Below are 15,353 nucleotides of genomic sequence, written 5' to 3'. Positions count from 1 at the left end.
ATGAGCGAACACGCGAACGCCCTGATCTACCTGGTCGAAGACGACCCGGCCGTCGCCGAGCTGATCGGCCGCACGCTGCAAAAGTACGACTTTCGCTGCCGCCACTTCGACACCGGCAACGCCTTCCTGCGCCAGCTGCGCAGCGAATCGCCCCAGCTGGTCATCCTCGACCTGCAGTTGCCCGACATGGACGCATTGCAGATCGTCAGCCAGTTGCGCGCCGCACATCGCTTCGGGCTGATGATCGTCACCGGCCGGGACGACAGCCACGATCGCGTCCTCGGGCTGGAGCTGGGGGCGGACGATTACGTGACCAAGCCGTTCGAACCGCGCGAGCTGATCGCCCGGGTGCGCAGCGTGCTGCGCCGCTACCAGGCGCCACCGGATCCGGCGCGCCAGGCGGTGCGCCGCGCCCGCTTCGCCGGCTGGCGCTTCGACCTGGGCACCTACCAGCTGTGCAGCCCGGACGGCGACACGACGACCCTGAGCCAGGCCGAGGCGCAGTTGCTCACGGTGATGCTGGAGCATCCCAACCAGATCCTGTCGCGCGACCAGCTGCTCGACGGGCGCAACGTGGTCGCCCTCGACCGCAGCATCGATCTGCGCATCTCGCGCCTGCGCCGCCGCCTCGAGGACAATCCGCAGCATGCCCGTCTCATCAAGACGGTGTATGGCGCCGGCTACCTGTTCTCGGCGCAGGTGGACTGGGAGTAGAACGCCTCAGGCCACCTTGAGCCGCCACAGGCTGGTGAGCTCGGCCGCGCGGGCCGCATGCAGCGGATCGTCGGCGTCACCGACCTTGGCGTGGCGCGGGCGGATGTCGAGGCGCGCCTCCACCCGCAGGCCGGCCTGGCCGATCCAGCCGAGCAGCGTCTCGCGGCTGCGCAGGCCGAGGTGTTCGGCCAGGTCCGACAGAATCAGCCAGCCCTCGCCCCCCGGGCTCAGGTGCGCCGCCAGCCCGGCGAGGAAGCCGCGCAGCATGCGGCTGTCCGGATCGTAGACCGCCGCCTCCACCGCCGCGGTCGGCTTGGCCGGCACCCAGGGCGGATTGCACACGATCAGCGGCGCCTGCGCCTCCGGGAACAGGTCGCCCGGGCGCAGCTCGACCCGGTCGGCCACCCCGAGCCGGGCCAGATTGTCGGCCGCGCACGCCAGCGCGCGGGCGTCCTGGTCGACGGCGATGACGCGCTGCACCCCGCGCCGGACCAGCAGGGCGGCGAGCACGCCGGTGCCGGTGCCGATGTCGATCGCCAGCGTGGTCGCAGGCAGCGGCGCCTGCGCCACCAGGTCCACATATTCCCCCCGCACCGGGGAGAACACGCCGTGGACCGGATGGATGCGCGCGCCGAGCGCTGGCACCTCCACCCCCTTGAGCTGCCACTGGTGGGCGCCGATCACGCCGAGCAGTTCGCGCAGCGACACCACGCACGGCCCGTCCGCCTCGCCCCAGGCGGCGCGGCAGGCGTCGCTCACCTCTGGCGCCCGGCGCAGCGGCAGGTGGAAGTCGGCCGCCAGCGGCACCAGCAGCATGCCCAGCGCCCGGGCCCGCTGCGCCTGCGCCTGGCGATGCAGATGGAAGGCCTGGGTGATGCTGTCGGGCGGGCGCGGCGCACGCTTGCGGCGTCCGGCCCGGCGGGCCATGGCGGTGAGCAGCTGGCGCGCGTTGTGGTAGTCCCCCTGCCACAGCAGGGCCGTACCCTCGCAGGCAAGCGACCAGGCCGCGTCGGCGCCCAGGGTGTCGTCGACCACGCGCACCCGCGCCGGTGGCGGATACGCGGCGGCCGAGCGCCAGCGCGCGCGATGCGCGCCATGTTCATCGGACCATTCGAGGACGTCGGGATCGGACACGTGGGCGGGAATCAGGAGTCGGACGGGCTCCCATTCTACGTTCGCCGCAAAAAAACGGCCCGCACGGAGCGGGCCGGAATCAGCGAGGAAAGGTGGGCGGCACGCCTGCACGCATCGCAGGCGCGCCTGAAGCGGCGGCTTACGCGGTTTTCTTGAGGCCGATGCGCGCGGCCTGCTCGTCCTCGATCAGGCGCGTGAGATGACGGCGCACCTTGACCGGGGCGATGTCGTTGCTCATGAGCACCGGGTTGAGGCCGAAGAAGTCGTCGGTGTCCATCTCCGCCTGCACGGCGTCGAGGATGGGGCCGTCCTCGGTCATGAAGGCGCCGTGCATGGCTTCGATCTTCATCTTGTTGTATTCGGCGTCCTCGACGATGTGATTGCGTCGGGTGGCGAAGAAGTAGTGCGTGGTGGTGGCCGTCTCCGGCGTGCAGGTGTGCAGGTCGTACTGGCCGACGCAGTGCTCCAGATCGAGCTCACCCGCGCCCTGGATGGCGCCGACCGACAGCTGGATGTTGGCGGGCGCCGACCAGGTGATGTCGAAGAAGTGGCGCGCCTCGCCGTCCGGGTCGGGGAGGAACTGGTTGAAGATCAGCATCGCCGGTTGCTGCACCCATTCCCAGCGCGCGGCCACGGTCTCGGCGGTCTCGCGCAGCTGCGGCACCAGCGGCGAGAGCTTGCCGCGGGTGGTGATGATCTCGCCGTGCACATGGTCGATGTGCGACAGGTCCATCACGTTGTCGAGGATGAGCTGGTAGTTGGCCTTGGGATACATGTAGGTGTAGGCCACGGCGTTGGGATGCCCTTCGTCCAGCGGGCTGTAGTCGGGGATGGCGTCCGGGTCGGCCGCCTCCTCGCCCATCCAGATCCACAGGAAGCCGTGGCGCTCGACCAGCGGGAAGGAACGGGTGCGCGCCGCGTCGGGGATCTTCTGGTTGCCGTGCGGGTTGTGGTTGCACTTGCCGGTGCAGTCGAACTTGAGCCCGTGGTAGGCACAGACCACGTCGTCACCCTCGCGCCGGCCCAGGGACAGGGGCACGAAGCGATGCGGGCAGCGGTCGTGCATGGCGACCGCGGTGCCGTCCTGCTTGCGGTAGATGAGCACCGAGGTGTCGAGGATCTTGCGGTGGAACAAGGCTTCGGGGCCGACCTCGGTGGACAGGGCGGCCACGTACCAGGTGTTCATCAGGTAGGGCGTCTGGGGGCTTTCCATGGGTGTTGTCTCCTTTGTGTTGTGTCGCGGATGAGGCGGGTTCAGGAATCGAGCGCAACCACGAGGCGCGGGCTCAGCGAGCGTGAACAGCACGGCGTGAAGCGCTCGTTGGCCGCCTTCTCGGCATCGGTGAAATACATGTCGCGGTGATCGGGCGTGCCCTCGAGCACCCGCAGCGCGCAGGTGCCGCAGATGCCCTGCTCGCAGGACAGCGGAATCTCGACCCCCGCCTCGGCCAGCGCCTGGGCCACGCTGCGGTCGGCGGGGATCGGAATGACCGGGCCGCCATGGCCGATCTGCACCTCGAACTCGCCCGCGCTGGCGGCATCGAGCGCCGGCGCCGAGAAGCTCTCGAAGTGGATGCATTCCTCGCGCCAGCCGCGCGCACGCAGCGCCCCGATCACGTAATCCATGAAGCCCTGCGGACCACACACATAGGCGTGGAGCTCGGGATCCGGATCGGACAGAACCGCCGCCGCAGCGAAGCGCTCGGGGCCGGGAGCATCGTCGAAGTAGCAGCGCACCCGGCTGGCGTAGGCCGCCGCCTCCAGCCGATCGCGGAAGGCCATGCGCGCCGGCGTGCGGGCGCAGTAATGCAGTTCGAAGGAACGGTCGTCGCGGGTCAGCTGGGCGGCCATGGCCAGCATGGGCGTGATGCCGATGCCGCCGGCCAGGAGGATGGAATGGCGTGCCGGCACCAGCGCGAACAGATTGCGTGGCGGGCCGATGCGCAGCGTGCTGCCCTCGAGCAGCGACTCGTGCACACAACGCGAGCCGCCCCGCCCGTCCGGGTCGAGCAGGATGCCCAGCGCGTAGTGATCGGATTCGCCCGGATCGTTGCAGAGGGAATACTGGCGCACCAGGCCGTTGGGCAGGTGCACGTCGATGTGGGCACCGGCCGTGAAGGCGGGCAACGGCGCCCCGTCGAGCGCGCGAAGTTCGATTCCCGCAATGCCGTCGGCCAGGGTCTGGCGCCGGTGCACGATCACCTCGATCGTGTCCCCGGCGCGCGCCGGCGTCGCCGTGGTCTGGGTCATGAATTGTCTCCGTGGGTGGCGCGTGTCGATCTGCGGGGCTTCGGGTCCGATCGGCCGACAGGCTGCCTTTCTTTTATTGATAAGCTTAATTAGCAACCACCATGCCACTAAAGACATAATCAACTAAGCCATTGTTTTGCCGTACCATTGAATTGATCTGGACATCGCAAGACATGACGGAGACGCCTTCGTGTTCGTCAATTGCAAAATCCAAAGAAAACAATATTCGTCATTTGACGAATAGAAGGAGACACCCGATGAGCGCCTCCGCGCCCAGGACCCGGCGTCGCGACGCCGTGGGCATCAGCGACGATGCCCGCACCAGCCGCCTGATCCGGCACCTGCACTTTTCCCCCGACACCGGGCACATCCGCCTGCTCGACCAGCGCATGCTGCTCATGCATGCCGAATCCTTCGCCACCCTGCGCCATGAGCTCATCGTCACCCTGGGGGCAGACAAGGCCCGGGAGCTGATCACCCGCCTGGGCTACCAGCAGGGTTTCGACGACGCCCAGCGGATTCGCGCCCTCGGCCCGAACACGCCCGTCGAGGGGCTGGACCTGGGGCCGCGCCTGCGCGAGATCGAGGGCTTCGTGCGCAACCAGCCCAACGAGACCATGCGCTTCGACATCGAGCACGGCGAGTTCTTCGGCGACTATCACTGGCGCGCCTCCTGGGAGGCCGAGGCCCACCTGCGCCACCACGGGGTGAGCGGCAGCCCCGCCTGCTGGATGATGGTCGGCTACGCCGACGGCTTCTGCACCGCCACCACCGGCATGCCCATCCACTGGCGCGAGACCGAATGCGTGGCCATGGGCCATGCGCAGTGCCGCGTCATCGGCAAGCCGCTGGCCGAGTGGGACGAGGAAGAAGCCGAGCACGCGCACTTTCTCCAGATCGACACCTTCGTCGACTCCCTCGCCGGCGCCCGCCATCGCCAGGCCGGGGGCGTCGAGGAACTGGAAGGCTTCGTCGGCGCCTCGGCCGGTTTCAACAACGTGGCCCGGCTGGTGCGCAAGGTGGCACCGACCGATTCGACCGTGCTGTTCAAGGGCGAGAGCGGCGTGGGCAAGGAGTGTTTCGCCCGCGCCCTGCACTCGATCAGCCCACGCGCCGACGCTCCGATGATCTCGATCAACTGCGCCGCGATCCCGCCGGATCTGGTCGAGGCGGAGCTGTTCGGCGTCGACCGGGGCGCCTTCACCGGCGCCACCGTCTCGCGCCCGGGGCGCTTCGAGCGCGCCGACGGCGGCACCCTGTTTCTCGACGAGATCGCCAGCCTCGCGCTACCGGCCCAGGGCAAGGTGCTGCGCGCGATCCAGGAACGCGAGTTCGAGCGCGTCGGGGGCGTCGAGGTGCGCACCGCCAACGTGCGCATCGTCGCCGCCGCCAACCAGGACCTGTGGGCCGAGGTCGAGGCCGGCCGCTTCCGCCGCGACCTGTTCTTCCGCCTCAACGTGTTCCCCATCGAGATTCCGCCGCTCAAGGCCCGCCGCGAGGACATCCCCCTGCTCACCGCCCTCTTCCTCCAGCGCAGCATGGCGCGCTGCCGCAAGGAAGTGCGCGGCCTCACCTCGAGCGCCTACAACGCGCTGTGGAACTACGACTGGCCCGGCAACGTGCGCGAGCTGGAAAACATGATCGAGCGCGGCGTGATCCTCGCCGAACCGGGCGGCGTGATCGACGTGCAGCACCTGTTCGCCGGTGGCGAGAAGCTGCAGCACGGCGCCTTCCACCTCGGCCCCGCCGGCACCCTGGTGCGCAGCGAACACCGCCCCAGCGCGCCGGCCAGCGAGGAGGAGGCGCTCGTGGACCAGCTGCTCGACGCCGCCGTCCCCTTCGACCGCATCGAGGCCATGGTTCTGGAACGCGCCCTGGCCCGCAGCGAAGGCAACGTGTCGGCCACGGCGCGCCTGCTCGACCTGAAGCGCGGACAGGTGGAGTACCGGCTCAAACGCCGCCAGAGCTGAATCTCCCGCAGCTTTGCGCTCGGCAACGGCACCCCAACACGAAGTGGGGGGCCGGCGCTCGTGCGTCACGACAGCGATTCCGCCTCACCCACCGAAACCCAACTTTTCGGATGGTGGCGTCCGAGCGGGTCCCCACGACAGTCGACAGAGCGAAATCATCATTCGCCAACACAAGACCGAGAGGAGACACCCCGTGTACAGACAGCCCCACACCCCCGTCCCGCGCATCCACCTCACCGCTGCCTCACATTCGTCGGGTACCCGGCCCCAGCTGCCTCGTTCAGGTTCCCCAGGCCTGTGACCGGCGGGCCATCCGTGGCCACGCCTCCACACGCGGCACCCGAAAGCCACCGCCCAACAGAACGAAGCAACGCGGAGAGACCGATGCACAAGCGACTGCGACTACTCACCCTTTCCTGCCTCATTGGCCTGCCTGTCATCACCTGTGCTCAACCACTCAGTGAGCAGGTCATCGACCAAGCCTTCTACACCTATCGCAACGGCACCCCCAGCTCACCGAACGTCAAGCCGGGAATGACCATTACCAAGGACAACGTGGACTCGGTGAAGGATGCTCTCAATCCGACCATGTACGAGTTCATCAAGAAAGGCGAATTCGAGATGCACGTCGGGAAGACGTTCGACTTCACCCTGCACGAGAAATACATCGACGCCACACGCAAAAATGCCGCCCAGGTCACCCTGAAAAAGGGCCAGATGCCGGAGCATTACGTCGCGGGACGCCCCTTCCCGCAATCGCCGCGCCTCGATGACCCGCTCGCCGGCGAAAAGCTTGCCTGGAATTTCCAGTACGGACGGGTCTGGGGTGATCTGGGCTGCATCGATCCGTTCATCTGGGATTTCAAAAACTACGATACCGGCGCGGTCGAACGTACGATCACCTTCGACCGGTTTTGCCTGAAGCGCTATGCCTTCCGGACCGTCGATGAACCCACCCCCGAATTTCTCCCGAATCCGTCGAAGCTCTACCGGGGCATCTACGCCCGTGTCAGCGAACCGGAAGACATCAAGGGGACGCAACTGCTGATCCAGAAATACCAGGACGACACCAAGCTGACCGACGCCTATCTGTATCTCGGATTCCAGCGCCGTGTTCGCCGGCTTGCCACCGGCCAGACGACCGACTCGTTTCTGGGCTCCGACATGATGATCGAGGATTTCGAGGGCTACAACGGCCGCATCTCGGACTACCAATGGACCTACAAGGAAACCAGGCCCATGCTGCTGCCGTTCTGGGATCGCAACGAAGTGCCGAACAAAGGCAAGCAGCATCAATTCGCAGAACCTGACGGCAGCGTCTGGAAATACACCTCGTTCACCGGCCAGGGCAACTGCCATGCGGACGCGCCCTATCAATTGCGCATCACCCACATCCTCGAGGCCAAGCCCAAGGATCCCAATCATCCCATCGGAAAACGGCTCATCTACCTCGACGCCCAGACCAATGAAGTCGCGATCGAGGAAATTTTCGATCGCAGCGGCAAGATCTGGAAGCAGTTCGTGATCGGCTGGGTTCACCCCGATCGCGGCGCTCACCCCGACGCAGCCGGCACCGGAGCCGATATCGGCGACACCTTTGCGATGATCGACCTCCAATCGCGCCATTGCACGACCGGCTCCTTCCGCGGACGGGTTGGCCCCGATCTGGTCCCGGATCAATTGTTCAGCGTACAGAATCTACGCGGCAGTGACTGATGCATTCCCGGTGCGCCGGACGCCCCGAGACGACACGGGCGTGCGGCGCAATGTCGGGCGCATCTCGCGCCGAACGGCCGCACCGGGACCCAGCCGTCGGACACGACATATGCTAACGGCATTGCCGCAGCGCACATTGACGCCATGCGGGCAATCGCACGACCATCACCTGAAGTCATAAGAACGAAAGCGGCCAAAAGGCCCACCTGGACCGTGGAGACAGCCAGGATGAACAATACAGATCCGTCGTTCGTCATCGACGCGCGGACACCCCAACCTGCCGGCAGCGCCGACGTCCAGGCCGCACCGTCCCCGGCATCTGAAGCGGCGGAGGTCGGGCTTCACCGTCCGCTTCTGGTCAAGACGAAGCTCTCGCCGCCTTCCAATGCCCGAACGCTGCTGGAGCGGGCGCAGCTATGCGCTCGAGTGCACGACGCCTTGTCGCGGCAGCTCATCCTGGTCAGCGCCCCGGCCGGTTACGGCAAGACCAGCCTTCTCGTACAGACTTTCGAATCGCTCAAGTCCTTACGATTGGCGCCTGCCTGGCTCAGCCTGGACAAGGAAGACAACGACCTGACCCATTTCCTGTCCTATGTCGTGTCGACGCTCCTTGCCGATCACCCCTCGTTTGGCCACGGCAGCACCGCGCTGCTCAACTCGGGTGTGTACGTACCTCCCGGCGTCCTGCGCAATACCTTCATCAACGACCTTCATGCTTTTCGTGAGCCGATCTATCTGTTTTTCGATGACTTTCATCTCATCACGGCGCCCGAGGTACTCGATCTGGTCAACACGGTCCTGAACACCCAGTTGGCCCATGTCCACCTGCTTGTCTCGTCTCGCCACATGGATAACCTGCCCCTGAGCCGATTGCGGGCGGCCGGCGCGGTGGAAGTGATCGAAGCCAAGGATTTGAGTTTTTCGGTCGACGAAGCGCGCAATTTCGTTTCCCAGTTCGGCTCGATCGGGCTCTCGTCGACACACGCGCAGACACTGTGCCAACGCACGGAGGGGTGGGCGACAGGGCTCCAAATGGCGGCCATCGCGCTGCGAAGCCGGCCAGACATCGACCACTTCCTCTCCGATTTTTCCGGCGCGAACCGCAACGTCGCCGATTTCCTCATCGACGAGGTGTTTTCCTCGCAACCGCCGGTGATCCAGGAGTTCCTGCTCAGTACCTCGATTCTGAACCGCTTCAACGTTTCGCTGTGCAACGCGGTGGTGGGCCGGGAAGACAGCCGGGCGATGCTTGACGAACTGGAGCGCGCCAATCTCTTCATCTTCGCGCTCGACACCGAACGGAACTGGTACCGCTTCCACCATCTGTTCACCCAACTCCTGCGCAAGCGCCTGCAGGAGAGCCATCCCGGGCTCGCGCGCGAACTTCATCTTCGGGCAAGCGAATGGTCGGCCGCCCACGATCTCGGCTTCGAAGCCGTGGAGCACGCGTTCGCGGCCGACGATGTCGACCGTGCCGCACAGCTGCTCGATCAGTTCAGCGCCCGGCTTTTTGCGCTCGGACAAACTTCGGCCCTGACCCGCTTCACCTCGAAGCTTCCGCCACGCGTCCTCGAACGCCTGCCTCGCCTTCAACTCGATCTGGCCTGGTTCATGGAACTGACCTGGCGCTTCGACGAAGCCAGGGAAGCGCTGTCGCTCGTGCGGGCCGAGCTGGCGCGGCGATACAAGGGCATCGAGGATCACCATCAGGATGCGGAACGGACGTTCCTGCAGTCGGAACTGGCCCATCGGGAAATGATGCTCGCCCTGTTCCTGGACGATGTGATCGAGACCCGGATCAAGGCTCGTGAGTGGCTCGAGGCCGACCGGACCAAGGAGCCCTTCATGCGCGGCTCGACAGGAACCGCATTGCTCCTGGCGAACCGCGAACAATACAAGTGCGAAGGAACGGCGGCGGCGGCCAAGACACTGTCCGAAGTGATCCGCAACGGCGGCGCACTCTATGGCATCGCGTTCCACGAATCCGTGGTCGGCAGCATCTTCTTCCTGCGCGGCGACCTCGACCAGGCGGAATCGGCATACGAGAGTGGCCGGCGGATCGCGAAACAACTGCACGGTGAAGGTTCGCCGCTGTTCGCTATGCCGACCGTGCTACTCGCTGAACTGCGCTACGAGCAGGGACGCTGTGACGATGCCCGACGCCTGCTGGATACCCAGCACATCGCGGCCGATCTGGGCTTCATCGACAAGCTGATCGCCGGTTTCATCACCCGTTCGCGACTGGCCGTCCTCGGTGGTGACTACCACGAAGCCGCGCGATGCCTCGAGGACGCCACCTACATCGCCGCTCAATACGGCTTCGAACGCCTGCACGCACACATCCTCAACGAACGCGTACGCCAGCTCCTCTGCCTGGGTCATATCCGCGAGGCGATCGATCTTTTCCGCGAAGTCCGTTATCGCCCCCTGCTGGACGAGCGTCTGAGCCCGGGGGACCACACGACGACCAAGCATGAACTCCTCGCCCTGGCCACGGCACGCCTCTATCTTGAAACCGGACGCGAAACGGAAGCCGTGACCCTCCTCAAGCAGTGGTATGGCTTCGTCACCACGCGGCGATGCCACCGGTCGGCGATCCGCATCGGCCTGCTGCTGGCCAAGGCCAAGCTTGCCCTCAACAACAGGCTGGCGGCCCAGCGCCTGGTTGTCGAGGCGCTGCAGATGGGCGAGCGTGGCGGCTTCGTCCGCTCATTTCTGGACGAAGGTCTGCCCATCATCGAGTTGCTCAGGCATATCGCGCAGATGGACCCGTCAGTCCAACCCTTTTCCCGGAGCTATCTGGAGGCGCTCATCGCCGCGGGCACGGGCGCCGGCGACTGCGCCGAACCGTCGCCAGAACCGCCCCCCGACCTGGAAACGATTGAAGTGGCGAACATCAGCAACCGGGAGATCCAGATCCTCAACCTGGGCGCCCGCGGGCTGCCCAACCGAGATGTTGCCGCCACCCTGTTTCTCGCCGAAAGCACGGTCAAGTGGTACTGGCAGCGGATCTTCGACCGCCTCGATGTCCGACGTCGGTCCGATGCCATCAAGCGGGCACGCTGCCTGGGGTGGATCCAGTGATCACAGATCGAGCACGATCTTGTCGGACAACGCCCGGGACACGCAGATGAGCATCTGATCGTTGGCCTCGCGCTCGGCTTGGGTCAACACGCAATCCCGGTGCTCGGGCACGCCCTCGAGTACACGGGTCCTGCAGGTGGCGCACAAGCCTTCGCGACACGCGGCAGGCACCAGGGCGCCGTGGGCTTCGAGCACCTCCAGAATCGACTTTCCCGGTGGCACCGGATAACGCGCACCGGTACTGGCGATGATCACGTCGAAGGCGGATTCCGCGCGGTTGGGCAACTCGGGAGACGAGAACCACTCGAAGTGGATCTGTTCGGCCGGCCAATCGGCCGTCGCGTGCTTCACGGCCTCCATCATCGGCGTCGGGCCACAGCAATAGAGGTGCGAGTGAACGGGCACCGCCTCGATCAGTGACGCGACCTCAAGAGGCGCACCACCGGCCTCGTCGTCGAAATGCAAATGACACTGCCTCGGAAACTCCGCGGTCAGAACCTCATAGAAGGCTGCCCGAAGGCGGTTGCGCGTTCCGTAATGAAGCTGCCACGGACGCCCTATGCGCACGCAGGTCCGGATCATCGAAAGAAAGGGCGTGATGCCGATACCACCGGCAATGAAGACGCACGGGGCATCGCTGCCATCGAGCGGAAAATTGTTGCGCGGCGCCGAGACCAGCACTTCCATGCCCACTCTCAACTGCTGATGAATGAGAGCCGAACCGCCGCGTCCATCTGACACCCGCGCGACGGCAATGCAGTAGCGATCCCGTTCGGCCGGATCGTTCAAGAGTGAATAATGCCGCACCATGCCGCCCGGCAACCGGATCTCCACATGCGCCCCGGCTTCAAAGCCTGGCAAGACCCGGTTGTCCCGGGCGCGCAGTTCAATCCGGAGAATGTCGCAAGCCTCACACGCAACATCGGCCACGGTCAGTCGCAGCAGATCTCTCGGCTCCTGGTTTTGCATCACAATCGTTTCCTTGGAGAAAAGAATCAGCGGTTCGCATGACGACCCCGTCACCGACGGGGTCGTCATGCAAGTCATACAAAGGCAGTGCCCTGCCGGGATGAGCTAGCCTCGGCGTCTTCCGTCCGCTCGTCGTCAATCAGCTTGTCGAGCAGCCACAGCAATTTCCCCGGTCCGGCATCGTGGATGTAATCGACCACCGGATGATCGGGCTTCTCCTTGACGCGCAAGTACTGGGCCTCGAGCATCTGCTTGTCCTCGAGGAAGGCTTCATGGGCCCAGGCCATCAGCGACTGGGTGATCCCGGGCTGTTGGGTGTCCCGATGCGGCCCCCACGAGTAGTAGTAATCGAGGCTGCCTTCGTCACGCGGCGTCACGGCCTGACAGGTGTATGTGTCGAGCAGGAGTTCTCCGTCAGACTCGCCTTCGGTGACGGTCCCGGCCGTGAAGCTCCTGAAGCGCATGACGAAATTGCAGGGCAGCGTCATCTGGACATCGAAGTGGAAATCGAAGCGCATGCCCTCGGGAAACAGGTGGGCGAAGACATTGAACGCTGGCGCGTCGCGCATCCAGAACTCGTAGTTCATGCCACGTTTGGTCAGCTTGTATTTGATCCGGGCATCGGCATACGCCCGAGTCCCCCCGAATGTCTTGTCGTGCGTCCATGCCAGATGGGTCAGATCTGCCAGATTGGCAATCTCCAGACGATAATTGCTCTTGATGCTCATCTGTCCGGTATTGAGCAACCAGTCCGGATCGTCGGGGCCGACCGCAAAACAGATGAGATCCGGGTCCGCCTTGTCCGCATCACCCATCCACACCCAGATCCAACCGTCCCGCTCGACCACCGGAAACGCGCGGACACGGGCACGATCCGGGATGATCTCCATCCCGGGTATTTCGATGCACTTGCCACCCGATTCGAACAACCAGCCGTGATACATGCAGCGGATGCCGCCTTGTTCGCGTTTCCCGCACGACAGTGCCGCCTGCCGATGGCAGCAGCGATCCTCCAGAACGACGGCCTTGCCGTCGACGTCGCGATAAAGCAGTAGTGCCTCGCCAGCGATCCGACGCGTCTGCAACTCCTCCCGCGCCATGCTCAGATCCTTTCCCCAACCGGCGCAGTACCACGCATTCTTCAAGAACATGCTTGTCTCCTTTGTCTTCACGATGCGGATCCATGATCGGCTGCGCGTCTGATTCGACGACAGGATCAGGAGATCCGTGGCTCTCCTTGACGAAAGCCGCCATCAAATACTGGCGCCGGCATCGGTGTCTCGCACCGGTCAAAAAGGAGGGAATCGCCCACCCCCGGCGGGCAATGGGAGGCTTCGACAATGGCCGAGCACCCACCGCCGGGACCGTGACGACACCTGCGCCCCGAATCGCCCGGTCGGGCTCACCTTCATCGGTGACACGATGTTATCGACATCGCCAATACAATGACGCCCGCACGAATGCGGGCGTCATTTTCAATCCCGGGAAGGATTCACGATGTGCCGCCTGCGTTCAGAATCGGTATCGCATCTGGAAGAAGATCTCGTCTTCGTACATTGCCGTACCGATGGGACCGGCACGGAAGCGCCCGAGGGGTTCGAAGCTGGCCATCCCCATCGAGTAGCCCATGTCGGCGACCGATCCGGTGAATGGGGCATACGGGTTACACGAGCGACAGTCGTCGAACCGGTTGCGCGAATTTGACCCGCCCTTGAAATTGCCACCGAAGGTCAGCTTCAGTTGATCCGTGACGCTCCACTCCACCTTGGGCGCAATGGCGTGGGTACGCGCGCGAAAGTCTCGTGCGATGACGAGCTCCGGACTGAGTCGATCGTTGAGCAAAAAGGCCTTGATCAGCAACGTCCCGATGAAATCGTCCTTCCAGTCCGGCATGCCGACCGGGCCCAGCGTGTTGACCGCACCGCTGGGTGCCACGTACTCCCCTTTCTTGTAGTACTCGTGATCGAAGATATGCTGCCAGAACAGTTGGGCGGAGATGAGCGTCGTTCGTCGCGGATTGAGCCACGGAATGAAGGTCGGCCGGTCGACCCCGATCACGCTGCGCCATACCTTGTTGCGGGAGAACAGCCGGTCGCGTGCGGTATTGGCGAACTCTTCGCCGTCGGTCAACGCACCTTCCAGCCGGATGGCCGCGCCGATCGACTCGGCGTCGAAGTCCATCGATCCGCCAATCAGATTCACCCGCGGGTAATAGACGTCGAAGGCGATCAGGTGCGTATTGGCCGCCGTCTGGGGAGCCCCGTTGAAGGGGTTGACCGCACCGCCCTTGATCGCACGCAGCGAGGGAAGTTGTGACCGAAAGGTCAAGGCGTTCAGCGAGAACGAGACCCCCCCCTGGGTGACACCCTCGAATTTCACGCCCAGCTGGGTGTTGGACAATCTCCAGTCCGGCAGGTGGACGTCGCGAATTCCGACCTGGCGCGGACCGAAGTCCGTCGACACGATGCCGCCGGCACCGAAGTTGGCCACGGTACCGCCGTTGTCCCACATGTTGACCATCCCGCGAAACAGACAGCCGGCATCGAGGATCACGTTCGGCTGGCCGCACTGACCCAGGTTGTTGGGGCGGAACTTGTCGAAGTTCCACACCACCTGCAGGTTGCGATCCTGCATCGACTCGGACGGGCCCATGCGGTACTCGGCGGTGGCGATCCACATGGGGATGCGGATGTCCTCGAGCTCGTCGTAGATGTTGTTGCGCGAGTAGTCGACCGGGTTGATCACGTCGAGCACGCGGAACAGATCGGTCCGGCCCCATACCACCTGTTGCTTGCCCACCTTGACGAACACCGCGTTGCCGTTGTCCAGGTAGATGCTCCTGCGTACATGGGCCTCTCGGATGAAGTCGAGGCGGTCATTGAACTCCGGCATTTCCAGCTGCTGTCGATTCAGATCGCCGTAACCGCCGAAATCCTTGCATCCGCGACTATCCGTGTCACAGGGGCGCACCGGTACGCCAAAGGCGACGTCGCCGTCCGGATATCCATGCCAGCGGTCACCGAGTACTCGCAACCCGTCGTTGGGGTTCGCACCCACATCGAAGCCGAACTTGTTGGAGGGGCCGAACAAGGCCGTCCCCAGCGCATGATTCAGAACACCACCGCCGTGGGGAACCATCGTTCCCAATGACAAATCCTGCAGCAGGATCGGTCCGCCGGCATCGTCGCCGAACTCGCCCGAGTTCATCCGGTAGACGCCGTCGAAAGTCCCACGCAAGGTACTGCCAAAGGTCCATCCATTGGCCAGCTTCTTTTGCGATTCGATGGTCAGCGTATTGCGAAACTTGGACAAACCCACGGTATGACCCGTGGCGTCCTTGCCACGATACGCGGTGTGATTGTCGAATCGCACGTCCACATCCCACGGCTCACTCCTTTCCCCCATGGATGGCAACCCGCCCGCCCATACCGGTGCCGATATCATCAGCGCCGCCAGCACAACACACCGTTGCCCCGATGCTCTCTCTTGTCGGTACCACTTCATAGGATGTCTCCT

The 15,353-nt window shown here is 64.6% G+C and carries 10 protein-coding genes; 4 read left to right on the top strand and 6 right to left on the bottom strand.

All coding sequences use genetic code 11. The features are described from left to right. Complete coding sequence (locus G3580_RS08345) at window positions 1-714, top strand: response regulator transcription factor (RefSeq protein WP_173764817.1); 714 nt, start codon at window positions 1-3, stop codon at window positions 712-714. Window positions 715-720: 6 nt separating this feature from the next. Here the strand turns inward: G3580_RS08345 and G3580_RS08340 are convergent, their stop codons facing one another. From G3580_RS08340 to G3580_RS08330, 3 genes are all read right to left on the bottom strand, one after another. After that, window positions 721-1,848 (bottom strand): N5-glutamine methyltransferase family protein, encoded by a 1,128-nt coding sequence (locus tag G3580_RS08340; RefSeq protein ID WP_173764816.1) that lies wholly within the window; start codon window positions 1,846-1,848, stop codon window positions 721-723. A 139-nt stretch (window positions 1,849-1,987) separates the two neighbouring features. Beyond that, window positions 1,988-3,061, bottom strand: a complete 1,074-nt coding sequence (locus G3580_RS08335) for an aromatic ring-hydroxylating dioxygenase subunit alpha (protein WP_173764815.1) — start codon at window positions 3,059-3,061, stop codon at window positions 1,988-1,990. A gap of 41 nt (window positions 3,062-3,102) precedes the next feature. Then, entirely contained in the window at window positions 3,103-4,098 is a 996-nt protein-coding gene (locus tag G3580_RS08330) for a PDR/VanB family oxidoreductase (protein ID WP_173764814.1), read from the bottom strand. A 257-nt stretch (window positions 4,099-4,355) separates the two neighbouring features. On the opposite strand from G3580_RS08330, the gene G3580_RS08325 reads away from it, so the two are divergent. The 3 genes from G3580_RS08325 to G3580_RS08315 all read left to right on the top strand — a co-directional run bounded on the left by G3580_RS08325 (window position 4,356) and on the right by G3580_RS08315 (window position 10,868). After that, entirely contained in the window at window positions 4,356-6,068 is a 1,713-nt protein-coding gene (locus tag G3580_RS08325; protein ID WP_173764813.1) for a sigma-54-dependent Fis family transcriptional regulator, read from the top strand. Between the two features lie 384 nt (window positions 6,069-6,452). Continuing rightward, window positions 6,453-7,784: a DUF1329 domain-containing protein gene (locus G3580_RS08320; RefSeq protein ID WP_173764812.1), complete on the top strand. Its 1,332-nt coding sequence runs from the start codon at window positions 6,453-6,455 to the stop codon at window positions 7,782-7,784. 228 nt (window positions 7,785-8,012) lie between these two features. Beyond that, window positions 8,013-10,868 (top strand): LuxR C-terminal-related transcriptional regulator, encoded by a 2,856-nt coding sequence (locus G3580_RS08315; RefSeq protein WP_173764811.1) that lies wholly within the window; start codon window positions 8,013-8,015, stop codon window positions 10,866-10,868. Here G3580_RS08315 and G3580_RS08310 read toward each other — a convergent pair whose 3' ends face one another. The 3 genes from G3580_RS08310 to G3580_RS08300 all read right to left on the bottom strand — a co-directional run bounded on the left by G3580_RS08310 (window position 10,869) and on the right by G3580_RS08300 (window position 15,341). Next, entirely contained in the window at window positions 10,869-11,837 is a 969-nt protein-coding gene (locus G3580_RS08310) for a PDR/VanB family oxidoreductase (protein ID WP_173764810.1), read from the bottom strand. Between the two features lie 74 nt (window positions 11,838-11,911). Further along, window positions 11,912-12,988 carry a Rieske 2Fe-2S domain-containing protein gene (locus tag G3580_RS08305; RefSeq protein WP_173764809.1) on the bottom strand — a complete coding sequence of 359 codons (1,077 nt, stop codon included), beginning with the start codon at window positions 12,986-12,988 and terminating at the stop codon, window positions 11,912-11,914. A 361-nt stretch (window positions 12,989-13,349) separates the two neighbouring features. Further along, window positions 13,350-15,341 carry a DUF1302 family protein gene (locus tag G3580_RS08300; protein WP_228720812.1) on the bottom strand — a complete coding sequence of 664 codons (1,992 nt, stop codon included), beginning with the start codon at window positions 15,339-15,341 and terminating at the stop codon, window positions 13,350-13,352. Between the last annotated feature and the right edge of the window lie 12 nt (window positions 15,342-15,353).

It is taken from the genome of Nitrogeniibacter mangrovi (assembly GCF_010983895.1).
In the GTDB taxonomy this organism is placed as follows: domain Bacteria; phylum Pseudomonadota; class Gammaproteobacteria; order Burkholderiales; family Rhodocyclaceae; genus Nitrogeniibacter; species Nitrogeniibacter mangrovi.
Note: the sequence above shows the minus strand (reverse complement) of the source record. Positions and strands in the feature narration are given on the sequence as shown.

Coding starts and splice junctions, on each gene's coding strand:
- G3580_RS08305 (WP_173764809.1), bottom strand. CDS start 12,988: ATGTTCTTGAAGAATGCGTGGTACTGCGCCGGTTGGGGAAAGGATCTG.
- G3580_RS08330 (WP_173764814.1), bottom strand. CDS start 4,098: ATGACCCAGACCACGGCGACGCCGGCGCGCGCCGGGGACACGATCGAG.
- G3580_RS08325 (WP_173764813.1), top strand. CDS start 4,356: ATGAGCGCCTCCGCGCCCAGGACCCGGCGTCGCGACGCCGTGGGCATC.
- G3580_RS08345 (WP_173764817.1), top strand. CDS start 1: ATGAGCGAACACGCGAACGCCCTGATCTACCTGGTCGAAGACGACCCG.
- G3580_RS08320 (WP_173764812.1), top strand. CDS start 6,453: ATGCACAAGCGACTGCGACTACTCACCCTTTCCTGCCTCATTGGCCTG.
- G3580_RS08315 (WP_173764811.1), top strand. CDS start 8,013: ATGAACAATACAGATCCGTCGTTCGTCATCGACGCGCGGACACCCCAA.
- G3580_RS08300 (WP_228720812.1), bottom strand. CDS start 15,341: ATGAAGTGGTACCGACAAGAGAGAGCATCGGGGCAACGGTGTGTTGTG.
- G3580_RS08335 (WP_173764815.1), bottom strand. CDS start 3,061: ATGGAAAGCCCCCAGACGCCCTACCTGATGAACACCTGGTACGTGGCC.
- G3580_RS08310 (WP_173764810.1), bottom strand. CDS start 11,837: ATGCAAAACCAGGAGCCGAGAGATCTGCTGCGACTGACCGTGGCCGAT.